The sequence below is a fragment of the Mammaliicoccus sp. J-M41 genome (assembly GCF_022385935.1).
Lineage (GTDB): Bacteria > Bacillota > Bacilli > Staphylococcales > Staphylococcaceae > Mammaliicoccus > Mammaliicoccus sciuri_A.
The window spans coordinates 1-18,814 of the sequence record NZ_JAJNIR010000019.1; the positions used below are offsets into that span (position 1 = coordinate 1).

Annotated in this window: 14 protein-coding genes; 4 read left to right on the top strand and 10 right to left on the bottom strand. The window is 31.1% G+C overall.

The genetic code is table 11. The features are described 5' to 3' along the window. Positions 1–599: 599 nt before the first annotated feature. Genes qoxA through qoxD form a run of 4 tightly spaced genes read left to right on the top strand, consistent with a single transcriptional unit; the run spans position 600 to position 4,588 of the window. Complete coding sequence (gene qoxA, locus LQ686_RS08325; protein WP_107596809.1) at positions 600–1,703, top strand: cytochrome aa3 quinol oxidase subunit II; 1,104 nt, start codon at positions 600–602, stop codon at positions 1,701–1,703. Continuing rightward, the gene (gene qoxB / locus LQ686_RS08330) at positions 1,703–3,697 is read left to right on the top strand and encodes a cytochrome aa3 quinol oxidase subunit I (RefSeq protein WP_025905213.1); all 1,995 of its coding nucleotides are present in this window, start codon (positions 1,703–1,705) and stop codon (positions 3,695–3,697) included. The genes qoxA and qoxB overlap by 1 nt, the downstream gene beginning before the upstream one ends. Continuing rightward, positions 3,690–4,298, top strand: coding sequence for a cytochrome aa3 quinol oxidase subunit III (gene qoxC / locus LQ686_RS08335; protein WP_025905214.1), 609 nt, complete (start codon positions 3,690–3,692; stop codon positions 4,296–4,298). The genes qoxB and qoxC overlap by 8 nt, the downstream gene beginning before the upstream one ends. Next, the gene (qoxD, locus tag LQ686_RS08340; protein ID WP_025905215.1) at positions 4,295–4,588 is read left to right on the top strand and encodes a cytochrome aa3 quinol oxidase subunit IV; all 294 of its coding nucleotides are present in this window, start codon (positions 4,295–4,297) and stop codon (positions 4,586–4,588) included. The genes qoxC and qoxD overlap by 4 nt, the downstream gene beginning before the upstream one ends. 431 nt (positions 4,589–5,019) lie before the next feature. On the opposite strand, the gene LQ686_RS08345 is transcribed toward qoxD, so the two are convergent. The 10 genes from LQ686_RS08345 to LQ686_RS08390 form a co-directional block, all read right to left on the bottom strand. Then, positions 5,020–5,301 carry a hypothetical protein gene (locus tag LQ686_RS08345; protein WP_103361564.1) on the bottom strand — a complete coding sequence of 94 codons (282 nt, stop codon included), beginning with the start codon at positions 5,299–5,301 and terminating at the stop codon, positions 5,020–5,022. Positions 5,302–5,447: 146 nt separating this feature from the next. After that, positions 5,448–6,773 (bottom strand): glycosyltransferase, encoded by a 1,326-nt coding sequence (locus LQ686_RS08350; protein WP_107596808.1) that lies wholly within the window; start codon positions 6,771–6,773, stop codon positions 5,448–5,450. Between the two features lie 23 nt (positions 6,774–6,796). After that, a complete protein-coding gene (locus LQ686_RS08355) occupies positions 6,797–7,639 on the bottom strand; it encodes an ABC transporter ATP-binding protein (RefSeq protein WP_411814896.1) in 843 nt (280 codons plus the stop codon). A 58-nt stretch (positions 7,640–7,697) separates the two neighbouring features. Next, positions 7,698–8,909 carry a glycosyltransferase family 4 protein gene (locus LQ686_RS08360; protein ID WP_107565825.1) on the bottom strand — a complete coding sequence of 404 codons (1,212 nt, stop codon included), beginning with the start codon at positions 8,907–8,909 and terminating at the stop codon, positions 7,698–7,700. Positions 8,910–8,921: 12 nt separating this feature from the next. Beyond that, positions 8,922–9,734: an ABC transporter permease gene (locus tag LQ686_RS08365; RefSeq protein WP_025905439.1), complete on the bottom strand. Its 813-nt coding sequence runs from the start codon at positions 9,732–9,734 to the stop codon at positions 8,922–8,924. 21 nt (positions 9,735–9,755) lie between these two features. Further along, positions 9,756–11,582: a hypothetical protein gene (locus LQ686_RS08370; protein WP_107596807.1), complete on the bottom strand. Its 1,827-nt coding sequence runs from the start codon at positions 11,580–11,582 to the stop codon at positions 9,756–9,758. Between the two features lie 30 nt (positions 11,583–11,612). After that, a complete protein-coding gene (locus tag LQ686_RS08375) occupies positions 11,613–14,246 on the bottom strand; it encodes a glycosyltransferase (protein ID WP_107565827.1) in 2,634 nt (877 codons plus the stop codon). Further along, positions 14,246–15,190, bottom strand: a complete 945-nt coding sequence (locus LQ686_RS08380; protein WP_107590756.1) for a hypothetical protein — start codon at positions 15,188–15,190, stop codon at positions 14,246–14,248. The genes LQ686_RS08375 and LQ686_RS08380 overlap by 1 nt, the downstream gene beginning before the upstream one ends. A gap of 18 nt (positions 15,191–15,208) precedes the next feature. Continuing rightward, positions 15,209–16,492: a nucleotide sugar dehydrogenase gene (locus LQ686_RS08385; protein ID WP_025905443.1), complete on the bottom strand. Its 1,284-nt coding sequence runs from the start codon at positions 16,490–16,492 to the stop codon at positions 15,209–15,211. A gap of 210 nt (positions 16,493–16,702) precedes the next feature. Next, entirely contained in the window at positions 16,703–18,691 is a 1,989-nt protein-coding gene (locus tag LQ686_RS08390; RefSeq protein WP_107596805.1) for an acyltransferase family protein, read from the bottom strand. Positions 18,692–18,814: the final 123 nt, after the last annotated feature.

Consider the following 18,814-nt stretch of genomic DNA (forward strand, 5'->3'; position numbering starts at 1 on the left):
ACAGAAATCATTTCATATTGGTCACGTTTATCTTCAGCTTTATTTAACATAGAATCAACTCCTAAATAAAATTTCATCTATATTATAAAATGGTTTGTTAATATTTGGTGTTTTTTTAGCGCTGACTCCTGCGGGAACAGCATGATTCGAAGACTACAGGCTGAGAACATGCCCGCGGAAAGCATGCGCATAAAAAAATGCCGGCAAAGTCTAAGACTTTGTCGACACTCTGAAGCAAACCAAATGAAATCATTCATTTGGTTTGTTTTTTTATATTTATCAAAAGTGTAATTTTTAAATTTACGTTTCATTTTAGTACCTATTTAAGAACATTAAAAATATTTTGAACTATTCTTAATAACCTGAAAACTCAATGTTTTTAACAATTTAAAGATGTTTTTTCGTTTTTTTAAATATTTTTAAAATGTACACAAAAATTTAACAATTAGAAAAAAACGCGTCATATCAAAGTTAATTAAATACATCTTTATATTATAACGCTTACACCCTATTTTATAACCTTGTAAATATGTTTAAATCCTTTAAAATTAAGGTCTAGCCATATATATAGGTATATAGAAAATTGGGAGGTAAAAAACGTGGCAAAGTTAAAGTCAATACTTCTCATGTCAACATTAGGTATTTTACTTAGTGGTTGTTCAAATTTAGAAGTATTAAACCCCAAAGGCCCTATGGCTGAAGATCAACATTTCTTAATTATCTTTTCAATTATTATGATGGTCTTTATTGTTATAGTGGTCTCCGTTTTGTTTTTAATATTTATTATTAAATATAGAAAAACAAAAAATGAAACATCTGGTACGATGCATCACAACGTCGTTTTAGAAGTTGTATGGTTCATTATTCCAATCATCATACTTGTGATATTAGCCGTACCAACAATTAAATCATTGTACAATTATGAAGAAGCACCTAAGTCTGAAGAAGACCCAGTTGTTATTTATGCAACAAGTGCTGGCTTTAAATGGTTCTTTAGTTATCCTGATGAGAAAGTCGAAACTGTCAATCATGTAACGATTCCAGAAGGTCGACCAGTTCTATTTAAATTACAATCTATGGATACAATGACAAGTTTCTGGGTACCTCAATTAGGTGGACAGAAGTACGCTATGACTAGCATGACAATGGATTGGACATTGCAAGCTAATGAAACAGGTACATTCAAAGGAAGAAACTCTAACTTTAATGGTGAAGGGTTCTCTAGACAAACCTTTAATGTTAACGCTGTAAGCAACGAAGATTACGATAAATGGGTTTCTAAATCTCAAAAACGTAAAACAATTGATCAAGATACATTCGATCATCAAATTTTACCTACAACTAAGAATGAGGAACTTACTTTTAGTGGAACACACTTAGCATATGTAGATCCTGCTGCGGATCCTGAATACATTTTCCATGCTTATAAACGTTTCCGCTATGAACCAAAAGATCCAAACTTCTATGATGAAAGCGAAGGCGTAACTGAAAAACCAGTATTACCTGCACGTAAAGTGACTGTTACAAACCCTAACTATGAACGTCATGGAATGAAACCTATGATTCTTGAAAATAACGAAAAATATGACAGTGACTTCAAAAAAGAAGAAAAACATCATATGGACGAAATGGAAAAAATGCAAGAAGATGCAAAATCTGATGATGAAAAATCTTCAGAAAAGAACCATGGAGGTGACAAGTAATGAATTTTCCATGGAATGAATTTATCGTTCAAAGTGACTGGATGATAACAATGGCGCAAGTATTACTTGTATTAACAGGTATATGCGTTGTTGGTGGTCTAACATACTATAAAAAATGGAAATGGCTTTATACAGAGTGGTTAACTTCAGTTGACCATAAAAAAATCGGTGTAATGTATATTATATCTGCAATCATTATGTTCTTCCGTGGCGGTGTAGATGCACTTCTTATCCGTTTACAATTAATGACACCTGATAATACATTACTTAAATCTCAGCACTATAATGAAATCTTTACAACACATGGTGTAATCATGATTATCTTCATGGCAATGCCGTTCTTAATCGGTTTAATGAACGTTGTTGTTCCTTTACAATTAGGTGCTCGAGATGTTGCATTCCCTATGTTAAATAACTTAAGTTTCTGGTTATTTGCTGCCGGAATGGGATTATTTAATATTTCATTCGTACTTGGTGGTGCGCCAGCTGCTGGTTGGACAAACTATGCGCCACTTGCAACTGACTTCAGTCCAGGTACAGGTATTAACTATTATTTAATTGCAATTCAAATTTCTGGTATTGGTACGTTAATGACGGGTATTAACTTCTTCGTTACGATCTTAAAATTACGTACTAAATCAATGAAATTTATGCAAATCCCAATGTTCTCAATGACAACATTAATTACATCATTATTAATTATCTTAGCCTTCCCTATTTTAACTGTCGCACTTGCTTTAATGACTTTCGACCGTTTAATGGGAACAAGCTTCTTTGAAGTTGCTAATGGTGGTATGCCAATGTTATGGGCTAACTTCTTCTGGGTATGGGGTCACCCTGAAGTTTATATTTTAGTATTACCGGCATTCGGTATTTACTCTGAAATCATCCCTACTTTTGCTAGAAAAAGATTATTCGGACATCAAAGTATGGTTTGGGCAACTGGTGGTATTGCGTTCTTAAGCTTTATCGTTTGGGTTCACCATTTCTTCACTATGGGTAGTGGTGCATTAGTTAACTCATTCTTCTCAATATCAACTATGTTAATTGCCGTACCAACTGGTGTTAAAATATTCAACTGGCTATTAACCTTATATAAAGGTCGAATTACATTTGAATCACCTATGTTATTCGCATTAGCCTTTATTCCAAACTTCACATTAGGTGGGGTTACAGGTGTTATGCTTGCTATGGCAGCAGCGGACTATCAATATCACAATACTTATTTCTTAGTGGCACACTTCCACTACGTTATTATCGCTGGTGTTGTATTCGCATGTTTCGCAGGTTTAATATTCTGGTATCCAAAAATGTTTGGTCACAAATTAAATGAAAAGATTAATCAATGGTTATTCTGGACATTTACTTTAGGATTCAACTTATGTTTCTTACCACAATTCCTATTAGGTTTAGATGGAATGCCACGTCGTTTATATAAATACACTCAAGCAGATGGATGGTTCTCATTAAACTTCATCTCTACAATTGGTGCATTCTTGATGGGTATTGGTTTCTTAGCTCTAGTATGGAACGTCGTATACAGCTTTGGTAAAGCGAAACGTGAAGCAACTGGTGACAACTGGAATGGTTTAGGTAGAACATTAGAATGGGCTACTGCTTCAGCAATGCCACCACACTACAACTTCGCTATTACACCAAAATGGTATGATACTGAAACATTTGTAGAAATGAAACAAAATGGTAAACACTATCTTGACGATAGAGATTATAAAGATATTCATATGCCTAACAATACACATGTTGGATTCTGGATGGCAGTATGTTTCTTATTCGGTGGATTCTTCCTAGTATTTGAAACATATATACCAGCAATTATCTTTGGTATTGGCGTATTAGCATGTATGGTTTGGAGAAGTTTCGAAAAAGACTACGGCTACCATATTCATGCTGAAGAATTAGAAGAAAATGAAGCAAAATTACGCGAATTACGTGAACAAGAATTACAGGAAAAGGAGGACAATAAAGATGAGTAATGAACACCACAATACAATTGATACTGTTAATGAAACAGGACAATTAAATAAACTCGGATTTTGGGTCTTTCTTACTGCTGAGGTTGCGTTATTCGGTACATTATTTGCAACATTCTTAGTATTACAGAAAAGTGGTTCATACGGTGGTTTCACTACACCAGAATTATTTGAATTACCATTAGTTATGATTATGACATTCCTATTACTTGTAAGTAGTTACACTTGTGGTATCGGTGTTTACTACATGCGTAAAGAAAATGTCAAAATGATGATGGTATGGATGATTATTACACTTATCTTAGGTGCCGGATTCGTAGGATTTGAAATTTACGAATTTACTCACTATGTTCATGAAGGTGTTACACCTCAATTAGGATCATTCTGGTCTTCATTCTTTATACTTTTAGGAACACATGGTCTCCATGTTACTTTAGGTATATTCTGGATTTTAGGTGTATTAATCCAAATCCTTACACGTGGATTAAATGAACACAATGCACCTAAAGTATTTATCGGAAGTTTATACTGGCATTTCCTTGATGTTGTATGGATCTTTATCTTTACATTAGTTTATCTTGTAGGGATGGTGAGTGGATCATGAATAAAACAGTCGTTACACATACAGTCGGTTTAATATTCTCAATTGTATTAACATTAGTAGCTGTTTATGTCATGTTATACACTGGCATGTCACTACAAGTAAGAACATCAATCATTATTGGATTTGCTTTCTTACAAGCATTAGTTCAATTACTAATGTTCATGCATTTAACAGAAGGACCAGATGGACGCGCAACTGCATTCAAAGTACTCTTCGCAGTAATTATTACTTTATTAGTAATAATCGGTACTTATTGGGTTATGGTTGGCGGACACAGCGCCCATATGTAAAACCTATATATTTAAAGCTGTTATTAAAGTCAGAGACTTTAATAACAGCTTTTTTATTTTGAATAGAATTAATTAATGGTATGGAGAGTGAGTTGGTTGGTTAGATGGGGATTGGTCAGTATTGGTTGGATGGCTGGGGATTTGGGATTGTATTGAGGTTGCTATGTTGCTAGTTTGGTCAGTCTTGCAATATTCGGGGGCTCTATGTTGCTAGTCATGCCCCACTTGCAATGTTCAGACCCTCAATATTGCTAGTCATGCCCCACTTGCAATATTCAGACCTCCTATTTATCTAGTTTGATGAGTCTTGATAAATACAGAGCTCCTATTTATACTATGAAAACAAAATCAATTCTACTAATAAAAAAGTACCTTCCTCAAAATTATTTTCTGGAAGGTACTTTATATTATATCTACTTTACAGCTAAACTCTACAAGATCAGATTTTCAAAGTTACGACTGACTTGGGATACTTTTTCTTGGTTTCCGACTTCTCTATAATATAGGATTGCTTTTTGATACATTTCGATTGCTTTTTTTCTGTTTTTTTGTGATACGTATATTTCAGCAAATTTGTTAAATCCGTCTCCCATTATTTCAAAATCATATCTTACTACATTTGCTTCTAGATCTCTTAGTAACATCATTGCTTCTCGTTCATTACCTACTTCAATAAAATTGCTAACGCGTTCTATACTCTTTTTAATATACATCTTACAATTACTCCTTCTACCGTTACTATCTTAATTATATAATTGTAATCCCAATATTTACAAAACACAAGTTACTAAATATAATTGATGACTACTTCAAAACACATAAAAAAGGTCTTCCATGCCGAGGCATGGTAGACCTTCTGTTATTTTGTATCAACTTGAGTTATTGAATGCTCCAATGGTACAAATTGATTATAGACTTCGAGTAATTTTGATTTTTCATTATTCCAATTGTAGATTTCTTTAGCTTGTTTAGTGTTTTCACTTAATTGATTTCTTAAGCTTGTATCTTTTACAAGTTGATTCACTGCATTAGCTATTTCTGAAGCGTTATGTGAATCCACAACTAAACCGGTATTAGTTTCTTCAACTACTTTCTTAATTTCTGGGAAGTCACAACTGATAACTGGTACGTGAGCCATCATATATTCAAATAATTTATTTGAACTTGCTGAATAGTGATTGAAGCAAATGTTCTGTAACACTTGGAACCCAAGATATGCTTCACGCGTATATGATGGTAATTCTTGAAATGGTACTTTATCTAAGAAATGAATTCTATCAGCTTGTTTGGAAGCTTCGGCTTGTTTTTTTAAAGGTTGCGTTAACTTCCCTCCACCGATAAATAGTAAATGCCCTTCTTCAATTTCATCCATCGCTTCTATAAGCAATTCAAGTCCTCTTCCTTGTTGAAGTCCGCCTTGATAAAGTAAAATTTTCTCATCTTCATTGATGCCTATTTTCTTATGTAAATTGATTTGTGGCTTTTCTTCAATATTGTATTTCTCTGAGTAGTTATATAATGTTTTAGGATAGAATCCATATATATCTTCATTGTATTTTGCTCTTGTATGATTTTCTACAATCATTTGATCTACAAATTTTAACATAAACGACTCAATACGCTTAATTGTCTTTGGATTATAACCAGTTCTGTCAGATTGAACTTCATGACTATCATAAATTAAAAGTTTTGGTTTTAAGCGCAATTTAGAACATACGATAGCTTGAGGCAATGTATTTAAATCATTTGCATGATAAATATCAGCATTTTGTATATAACCTTTTACAATCATTCTCGTAATAATTGCACCATTTATAAACCATTTTCTTATTTTTTTAAACTTTATCATACCTGCAGCAACCACGAGTGATAACAGATAAGCTGCCATTAATGTGAAACTTATATAGAAAAGACTTGGTATAATAACAACTTGGACACCAGCTACAACTAATAAGAATTTCTTACCATGATCTTGATAAGCTTGCAATAACCATGGATATCTCTTCACTCTATGAACTTTAAATGTGTTAGATATTTCTTCATAAGCTGAAATAGCAGGATTTTTCGGATCATTTATCGCAATTAAATTTACATCATATCCATTATCCGCTAAAGTTGTACACTCTCTATTGACTCTTGCATCATTCGTAAAATGATTCCATACAAACATTGTGACCTTTTTCATTTGATAACCTCATTCCATGCAATTTATAGTATCCCTACTTGGAATAGTAGTATATATATCCATGCCACACTCATGATCCCAATCATCGCTAATAAACTTGTTGGTCTTTTTTCTTTTTGTATGACTGAATCATCAACTTCTTTATTACGTTGTTGTTGGATTTTAATACGTTTATATTCTAATTGTTCTTTTTTCGATTTCTTTTTTACTTTCTGAATGAGATTAACGTACCTCGCCACGATATCATTGACTTCACCATATGCAACCATCTCACCATAATGTATCCAAATCGCTTTTTTACACATTTTTTTAATTTGTCCTGCTGAATGAGATACAAAAAATATTGTTTTTCCTTGTTCTTGTAAATCATGCATTTTATCTATACATTTATTCGAAAATGTTTCATCACCTACTGACAATGCTTCATCGACAATAAGTATATCTGGATCTGTATGAATCGCAATTGCAAAGCCTAATCTTGATTTCATACCACTAGAATATGATTTTAAGGGTTGATAAATAAATTCATCAAGCTCACTAAACTGAACAATATCATCAAATTTTTCATTTATTTCTCGTTGCGACATACCGTGCATTAAACATTTATAATGAATATTTTCTTCACCTGTAAATTCAGGATTTAACCCTGCGCCAATCGCAATTAGCGACGGCTTACCATTTGTATAAACTGTTCCAGAAGAAGGTTCAACAACACCGCCTAGAATATTAGATAAAGTTGATTTACCTGAACCATTCAGTCCAATTATGCCTACAGAAGTCCCTTCTTCTACTTCAAATGAAATGTCATGTAAAGCATAATAAGGTTTAGATTTATAACTTAATCCAAAAGTAAATAAAGATAGCAGCTTATCTTTTCTGTTTACATTTAAGTCGTAAACTTTCGAGACATTTTCACATTTTATTTTATAAGTTTTTGTCATCTCTATCACCTTTTCTTAAAAATGTCATAAGCTTTTCAATATTATCTTCCCAAATAAGGTGTTCATCACGATATTCACGTGCATTCTTGGCTTTAATGGATAATGCTTGTTCATCATGTTTTAATGATTCAATTTCGTTTACGATTGTATCTATTGAAGCTTGTTTTCTTGCAAATCCTAGATTATATTTTTGAATAATGGCTTCAGTTGGACCACTAATATTAGATATAGGAGGTGTTCCAACACCAATAGCGTCAACAATTTTTCCAGGCATCACATTCATAAACACATCTGAAGATTCTAAAATTGAAAGTGAAATATGATGTTTAGATATTTCAGTTAAACAAGCTGTACGATCCATAGGCTTTTTCACTTGAATATACTTACAATCTCTCACAGCTTTTCTAAATTTGTCAGCTTGAACACCATAAACAATCGCTGTAACATTGATTTGTTTATCATTTAAAGCTAAGCATATAGAAATAAGTTTATCTACATCTTGGGCATATCCAATATTTCCTGTATAAATAACACTAAAATCATTATATTTTTCTTCACTTATCAGTTCATTTCTTGAAATGCCGTTTGGTAAATAAAATATAGGCACTTTTCGCTGTAATCGCTTCTGAATATGTGACCTAAATGCTTCATTATTAATGACAATTTTATCTGCAGAATTATACATTTTTTTCTCTAAATATTTTAACAGTGGCATAAATAAACTTATGTTAATATGCTTTAATCCATTTACACTGTCTGGCCATAAATCTCTAATTTCTAATACATATGTCGGATGTTTCGCACTTTTAAAAAATAGCGTCGCCCAAGCTAGAAATATATTTGGACTAGAAACATACACAATATCGTAATCGTCATTGTGCATTTTCAAGAAGACTCTTAATCTAACATATTGTTCTATATAATAGACTAACCTCATGATAAAATTACTATTTTGCTTATTACCATGCATTTTCATTCGAATAATTTTCTTCTTTTCTAATTTATTTAAAGATTCATCTGTAAAATAAGATTGGTCTTCAAATAAACTTTGGTTAGGATATGTTGGCTCAGTTGTTAACATTGTCGGGTCTGAACCACTTGAACGAAAAGCTTTGAACATCATTTTCATTCGATTTGCGGCTGACCCAAGTTCTGGATAAAAATTTTGTGAAATCATTAATAATTTCTTTGTCATATTATGAACACCCTATAAGTAGTCTAGTAATTTCCGTTTAAACCTTGAATGAACCAATGAACCTATTAATAATAATATAATTGTTAAAAGCCAAAAATATAAATGATCATGCCATTGTCCGTACACAGATACGTTATCATGCACAAATGCCGTACGATAAACACCTACTAAATATGCAAATGGATTTAGACTTGCTAACCTTTGTAAAATACCATGTGCTTCTTCCATCGCCCAAAAGATAGGTGTCATAAAGAATAGCATTCTTATAACATTTTGTAATAAATTTTTAGTATCGCGAATAACAATAATTAATGTACTCATAATTAATGAAATACCGAAAATAATTGCATAAGATGCGACTAAAAAGTATATAAACCAAAAGTAATGCCACCAAGGTACATAGCCATTAATAACAGATATGACAAATAAAATGGCTGATGTAATCATTAAATTAATCATATTATTTGTTAAAGCTATAGAAATAAATATTGAAGATGGGAACTTCATTTTTGATAAGAGTCCTACATTGCCTTGAATTGCAGATGCACCTGTATTGATCCCTTGTGATATAAATAACCAAGGAAACAAACCTGAAATAAGATGTACTAAAAATGGTACGCCTACTACTTGTGCACTCGCATCTCCTCTTAAACCTAAACCAAACACAAGATAATATACAGCAACTTGTAAGATGGGTTGTAATATATTCCAAAATACACCAAGATAATGATTGGCATATTGACTTTTCATATTATAAATTGCAAGTTTAAAAATTTTAGGTAAATTATTAAATTGTTCTTTAAAGATTTCAGTAACTATCTTCATATATAACGACCTACTTGATTTTTATTTTTCAATAAGTTCAAATTGTGAAGCGCTGATCCATGATGTTTTCTCAATTTTTTTACTTGCGTAGACAGAAATTGTAATTGATGATTGTGGTTCTATCATCAATTCCAAATTGTTTTTACTCAAATCTACTAAGTCGATTGGCTCACTTTCAATATCAAAGTACACCGTATTTCTGCCATTTTTATTATGATAAAATGTTCTCAACTCAAGTGTAATCGTGTTATCCTGCGTATTCGTTAAAATCATTTTCTTTTGATTTTCATTACTAAATTTAGGTGTTAATGCACGAAATAACTTTTTTTCATTTTGTATGACTTGATAGAAATCTTCAGTTTGAATCATTACATGAGCCAAACTCTCAACATCTCTATTTGTGTCTTCTTCTAATTGAATTATTCTATACTCTAATGTGTTCATGTCATTGATTTGAAAATAATTTAAAATTGGCCAATGATGTTTAATCATCAATTTATGTAACATTTGGTTTTGCTTATCTTCCTGCTCAATACTCATAAATTCGAATAAGATATGCCTCGTATTGATTAAGCTAAACACGTCTAAATAATCATCACTTTCTTGAACAATACAGCTATGCCAACCGTTCATTCTAGATTCGTAATACAACGTTTCGTAAGGATGATAACCTAATTCAATCGTCTTATAGAGCTCATTTCTATTAATAAATTCTATTAAATAATCGTGAGATAATTGATCTAGCGGAAAATCTTTAGCCCATTTTTTGATTGCATTTTCATACGGTAAAAATGAGTCTGTTCGTTGTATCCGCTTCGGAATAATGTTTTTAGCAAGTTCAAAGATAGTAGACTTTAAATGTATACAATGATTAAACGACCTATTCTCATGATAATAATTAATTAAATGAATACTATGATCTGTTTCGTATAACCGATATCTATCGATCAAATTTGAATTGACTGCTAGTTGATCCATATTAAATAGCGTATGCTTTAAATTTAAATTATATGCCATTTTTTGAGAGATATATTCATCTATACGATAAATACGAGCAGCATGTTCATGTTCTAATTCATCTATATTTTTTGTATAAGTAAAGAAATTCACATCATTGATATGTTCTTTAATATAAGATAAGGATACTTTAGAATCATGACCAGCAGTGATAGAACAAATCACTTTTTGATTAAATCGAAATAAATAATCAACCGCTGCTTCAATTTCATGGTTAACGATACTATATACTTCTTCTGCTGATTTCTTAACACATGGGTTGATTGGATAAATTCTTTTAATTGTATGGTCTGTTATATTAAATCTTGTGTTGGCATTGAATTTATAAACATCTTTATATTTACTATAGTCTAAAAATCCATATGACTTATGTGCGATTCTTTCACAAGTCTTATCAAAACATAACTTTACGAGTTGATTCACTAATTCAGAATGACTAGCATATAAATCATGAGATGCATGATAATACAATGATAAAAATGACGTTGCATCATTATATAGTAGCAAACGTCCATTATACTCTATTAACATAACATACCTGCCATTATAAAAACTCATCTCTTCAAGAAAAGCATAAGAATCTATTTCGTGAGATAATAATTGGGCGCATATTTCAGGATATTTTAAATCGACATGTTTCGTATGCACAAAATGACCTAATATGACTACTTTGATATCATTCTTTGTATACTCATAAGCACTTAAATCATTTGAAAAATAAATCGTAAAGTCAGTAAATTGAACATATTGACGATAGTTTTTATCTTCAATTGAAATTTGTCGAGGAACGATCATATATGCTTTGTTAAAATTTATGAACGTATTATCCATCATACACACCCCCTTATATCAATCATGCAATTATTGCTGAACTTCTTGCTTTAAATGTTCAACATATTGATTTAAATCATGGTCTTCTGGACGTTTATATTGATCATACAAACTATATATTTCTAAAAATCGTTCTACCGCTTCTTTTCTTTCTTCCGGTTTTACTTTTTCTAATCTTGGCAAATACCAGCCTTTAACGTAAAAATTAAATCTATGTTCTAAGTAGGATGTTAACAATCCATGTTTTTCGTAAAATGGAATTCTTTCAATTTCTAACGTGTAATATTTATCAAATAGCTTCTTAGAAATCGAATTTGTAACTGATCCAGACACAGCAGCATAATACATATGAATAACATCTGTTACAGCTTGTACTTTTTTAGAATGAATCATTAATTCTTGGAAGAATAAAGTATCTTGGCCAGCAGCACCTTCAATCATTCGAATATTATTGTCTTTAATAATTTGTGATTTAATGATTAAAGCTTGAATACTTTGAGCACGCAGACCACATTTTTTCATATATTTTTTAGGGTCTTCGATTAATAATTTTCCATCGTTATACTTCATAACTGTGCCAGCATAATTAAACAATGCTCTGCGCTTATTATCTTCTTTAATAATATTACCGATAACCATATCGACATCTTTATTCGATTCTATTTCTTCTAATAATGTTGCATAACCATCACCAGTAGCTTCGTTATCAGGATCTAAATAAGTAATATAATCTGTAGAAGCAAGTTCAGCACCTTTATTTCTAGGTCTTGAAGCACTACCTGATCCCTCTTCATATGCATAGTAAACGATATCTGGGTATCGTCTTCTTAATCGATTAATAATAGATATCGTTTCAGAATCCGTACTACCATCATTTACGAATATAATTTCCATATCTTTAAATATTGAAGATCTTCTTAAACTTCTCATACACTTGTCTTCTAAATAAGTACCATTATTATGAATTGGAATAATGACACTTAATTTTTTCTTACGGTTACTTTGACCATATAAAGATGCGTCATAAATTTCTGATTGATCTAAATTATAGCCATTTTGAGATTGTGTAATATTCAATTGTTGATCGAATATATTTTTATGATACATTGTTACATATTTATTTTGAGCTTTTTCAATAAATTGATGTGCTTCATGTTGTTTATCTTTCGTAACAAAATCAACATCTACATATTTGAATGCTGTTAATAAATCTTCTAAATAATATTCTTCATATTCGATTGAATCTTTCATGTAAGTTATAAAATCATATTGTGATGCATCTTCTATCGTATCTTGCGCTTCTATAACATCAAACTGAACATGTAATTGTCGATATAGAATATCTTTCATTTTATCGGTTAATGCATCAACAACTACGAGTATTTGTGATTCTTTTTGAGTCGGTTCAATGCCAATATATGATAGAACTTCATCTAAGCGATGATACGTTGTACAGTTTCTCATCACACTACGTATACTTTTAGCCTGCATATCTTCTATTTCATATTCTTGATATTGGTTCATAATTGGTGCCACATCAGTTTTATGATTAATCATAAATACATTTGGAAATTGATTATTAACACCTACTGAATAGTTAGATAAGATTAAATTCCCAAAAGCTTGTAATTCAAAGATTCTATTAGCAAACATCGTTTCTGAATATTTTACTGAATTGACATTTACTGCCCATCTATATACTTTATGCAATTTCATTAGTTCTTCATGATCGATTGGCATAGTTAAAAATGGGATATATTTCATTGGGAATTGGTAACGTCTTCTTCTTAACGGTAAGTTTCTATCGACAATTGTTAAGTCATTTTCATTATTGATTAATTCATCAAAGATTCTTGCAGATTCTTGGTTTCTAACAGGATATTTCTCAGTCCAACTTCCTGCAAAAATAACATCGTTTTTAAATGATTTATTATATGGATTTCTCGTACCTACTGGATTATGGTAATGAGGATTAATACCAAATTGAAGTACATGTACTTTATCATTTTGACAATACTCTTTATAATCTTCTACCACTTCCGCAGCAGATGTCAGAATAATATCGCATTCTGTCGCGATATCTTTGTATAAATGGAAATTGACAGGGTCTTCTTTAGAATAAAAGACTATCGGTATATTGAATTTTCTAGCCTTTTGAATGCCTTCAATGAGCATTCTTCGTTTCTCACTATTTACTGAAGCTAACCCTGTCCAACTTCCGTCTATACCTCTCCATGCTGTCGCAACAATCACAACATCCATATCTCTAGTTAAATCCGTAAATTCACTATCTAAATAAACGATATTACCTATATCTTTAAATGAGTTATATAAAAATTCATCAGCAATGAGACCAACTTTGTATTTATTTTTAATAAATACACGTGACGTATCAGAATTTACAAGTTTTGATAAATGTTGTTGGTGATTTTCAAGGAAATCTAATTTTGCTTCTTCTGCTACTTTTTTATAGTAATTATGATGATTTGTATGATCTTTAACCTTTTTTAATTTATATAGTCCATACATATAATCTTGTTCAACAATATCTAACACTTCTTCTAATTGTTCAACTTTTGTTTTATCATCAAAATTAACTAAAGCCTCTTTAGTGGATTCGATATTACTATTTCGATTGATATTTGTTGGCATATTTGAAGACATTATGATTTCCTCCTATTTCTCCAACTCCAGTATTTCGTTTGAATCTTTCCTAATTTAGAATTTTTCAAATTCATATATAGTCTTTCATACTGCGCTTTTTCTTCTTTTTTATTTGTTTTTTGTAATGAGATATTTTCGTTTATCAAACGAACAATTGCAGATTTTGATTCTTTTCTTTCTTCTTGAAAGTTTGTAATCATATCCAGCTGTTCTAGTGTTAACTCGTTATAATTTTCATATTGCTTAGCTTCTAAATCTTGAATTATACTTTTATCTTCTAAATCATTTAAGCTAATCCAATATTTTTTCTTTTTAATTATGATCCTTACCGATTCTGCCTTTAAGAACACCATATCGATCAAGACGTTATTGAAATCAAATTGTTCTTCATCTAAAGATAAATCGATTGATTTGTGCAATGCACTATCTTGATAAAAAATTGTAGATTCTTCTATCGATACTTTTTTATTAATAGGAATTGCTCTATCTATATCTTTCGTAGGCACAAACCCTGTAAATGTTCCTTTATTAAATACAGCTTCTAACACTTCACCTTCAATTAAATACAACGCTCTAGATGAAAAGTTCTTTTCTTTAAACAACAAATTATAATCAACTTTAAATCCTAGCTCTCTATTAATTTGTGGTGTAGAGAAATGACGTAAATCTACTCTTATCGTATCAATAGGTTTCGAAATTAATTTGATAGAATGATTTAATCTTGTCCATCCTATAATATTCGTACCTCTTACAATTAATCCATATAGTTCACTTTCTATCTCTTTTACAGAAATAACTTTTAATGCTTTATTTAAATAGTCAGATGCATAGCCGACTGTAAGTTCATCATCATCTACATCAAATATTTCTTGATTTTCTGGTTCTCTTAAAATAATTTGAAAGCTCAATCCGCTTTGAATAATTGGACTTTTAACGTCTATCATATGAAGACCCCTCAATCTTTACTTATTAAATGAAAGTGCAATATCTTTTCCGAAAGTATATAAATTACCGTAGTTGTAATATTTAACTTGCTCAAATTGTGATTGAACGACATTTTTCGTATCGAAAATGACTTTGTCTTTCATACCTTCAAAATCTTGATCTACTAAATTTTTGAATTCTGAATGGTCACTCAAAATTAATACAAGAGATGCATCTTTAACTGCTTTTTGAATATCTTTTTGGACAAAGCCTAGCTCAACATGTGGATCATATGCTTCTACTTGAATATCATTTTCTTTTCTCAAATCATTATATATATCAAATGCTGGCGATTCTCTGACATCATCTACATCACCTTTATAAGTTAATCCAAATACAACAACCTTATGACCATTTAAAGTTTCTAAAATTTTCTTAGACTCATTAATAACATATTGAGGCATTGAACGATTAATACGTCTACCTTCTTGAATGAGATTCGTTGTTTCTGGATCTTTAGCGATAATAAAGTATGGATCAACTGCTAAACAATGACCACCAACGCCTGGACCTGGTAAATGAATATTCACGCGTGGATGTTTGTTCGCCATCTTGATAACTTCTAATACGTTAATATCTAAATGATTACATACCATCGCAAGTTCATTTGCTAGCGCAATATTCAAGTCACGGTAAGTATTTTCCATTAACTTACTCATTTCTGCTGTCTTAGCATTTGTTTCAATCATTTCACCTTGTACGAATGTTCCATATACACGTTTACCCGCTTCAACACATTCTGGTGTTATACCACCAATTATTCGATTGTTATGAATAAGTTCATGTAATATTTTTCCTGGTAACACTCTTTCAGGGCAATGTACTAAGAATATATCTTTACCAATTTCAAATCCTTGGCTTTCAAGATATGGTTTCACATGATCGTCAGTTGTTCTTGGTGCTATCGTAGATTCTACAATGACCGTATTACCTTTTTCTAAAAATGGTACGATGGATTCAACTGCACCCATTACTAACGAAATATCACATGATTCATATTGATCATCATTATTTGGAGTTGGAACTGCAATAATAAATGCATCTGCTTTTTCAGGTTGCATACTTGCTTTGAATTTATTTTTAGCTAACACTTCTTCATAAGCTTCTTGTAAGCCAGGCTCTTCAATATGAATTTGACCATTATTTAATTTATCTACTGCTTCTTTATTTATATCGACACCTACAACATCTACACCATGTTTCGCAAACATAATTGATGTTGGTAATCCAATGTATCCTAAACCAATAGTAGTTAATTTCATATTATATCCATCCTTTAATAATTAATTGTTAAGCTATTACTTTCGTAATGTTAAATATATTGTAACTTCTATGAATACAATAAACAGTCGTTTAACAGATACTTAAGGAAGGGTTTACACTCTTTTATCATTGTTTACAATTGCTCAATATTTCGTGTTAAAAATAGCCCCTCGCTCATATAAAATCATATGATTGAGGGGCTTTATAGATTAATGATTAAGTTCTTTAAAGTATTGTTCGATATCTTTCTTTATTTTAGGACCAAACGTTTTAGAATAACTATTTGATATATGTCCTTTATCCATATATACAATGACGTTACCTATAACAGGTGCAAACTTTCCATTTTCTTTGAAATACGATGTATAGTCTACATATTTTGTATTTACCGGCTTTTGTTCAAGCTGGTCCCATTTAGATACTTTTGGCAAACGTTGTTTAGCATTCATCTTCTTAATCGTTTCTTGTTCTCCAAATTTATCTAAAGTTTCTGGAACATTAAACTCATATCTCGGATTATCTCTTATAGCCATAATTGGTGTTTTTGTATTTGTAATGTTTAGATATTGTTTTAATTGTAATGGATCGATTTGTCCATTTACATCTGTACTTGAATCTGCAGTTGTTACAACTAAATCGACATCTTGCTTATCAAGTTCTTTAATTAAATTTTTATTCCACTCTGTACAATCTCGGTCACTGTCATTCGTTGTTAATACACAGCCACTTTTCGTCATGCTTAATACTCTATAATTTCCTTCTTCAGCTGCTTTTTGAAGTGCGCCTAACCAATGTTGTGCGTGAGAGCTCCCTACTAAAGCAATTGTCTTATCATAGTTTTCTTTTTTACCGTACTCACCTACTAGAACTTTTGATTCACCTATTTTTTGATGTACTTTGTCCCTTGTAGAATCTGGTGATTCGTTTCTGATTTTTGAAAACTCTGGAATTGCTTCTACACCTTCTTTAACTTTTACATGCTTTTCTGCAGCCATTGCACCGGGATAATTTTCACTCAACGCTACTTTTTCTTTTTCAAAAGGATTATTAAAGATAATGAAATATAAAGATGCGATTGCCAATAACTGTATCGCTAATCCAATTCCTAATTTTTTGAGTGCAATTTTATCAGAAGATGCTGTTCTGATTGGCTTTTCAATATAACGTGTCATGAAATATGATAATAACCATGATAGTAAAATCATACAAATACCTAATACAATTCCAGGTCGTTCATTATTATGGTACTGATAAAATGATAAAATCACCCAATGCCATAAATATAAGCCAAATGACAATCCGCCAACCTTCACCATAATGGATGATCCTAAGAATTTCTTAACACCATATTTAGTTTCATAGTTACCAGAAACGAGTATAAATACGGCACATAACATTGGCCATAGTGCAATATATCCAGGAAACATTGTTGATACATTAAAAATAATACCCGTTAAGATCAAGCCAATTAAACCTATCCATCCAATCAAACTTGCTACTAGGCGGTTAATTTTAATTTTATTAAGGTTGATTGCTAATAAGCCACCGAGAGAGAATTCCCAAACTCTTGTAAATGTATGGAAATATGCCCAAGGTTGATTGACGTGCGTTAAATAAATAGAATACGATAACGAAACGATAAATAATGTACCTAAACAAAGGTTTATGACATTAATAACTTTAAGGTTAGTGTATTTTTTATATAACATAAAAATCAAACTAAAGATGACAAACCAAATAATATAGAATTGTCCTTGAATCGACATTGCCCAAAAATGTTCAACTGGCGTCTTCATTTGATCTTTATTTAAATAATCTGTACTCGATAAAGCGAGTTGCCAGTTTTGATAATAAAATAAAGAAGCAAAGATTTCTTTTATCGTTTTGCCAAGTATTGATTCTGGCAATAAGAAAAAGCTTAAGATAACTGTTACGAGTAAAACAGTTATAACAGAAGGAAATAATCGTTTAATTAATCCTGTTATGTAAGGTATAAATTTAAATGACCCTGTTTTATTGTATTTAGAAATAATGGAAGTGGTAATTAAGAATCCTGAAACAACGAAAAATACATCGACGCCTCCAGACACTTTCCCAAACCAAATATGATATATCGCAACTAATAATGCTGCAATAACTCTTAGCCCTTCAATTTCAGGTCTAAATTTTTTGTCTAGATTGATAGGATTTGTCTGCATATAAAAATCTCCTTTAAGTAATATACAGTTGTAAGTATATATATAAGGATATTTATTAGAAAGACAATTAATTAATATTTACAATATCTTAACACTCTATTAAAAAATCCCTAACAATTGGAT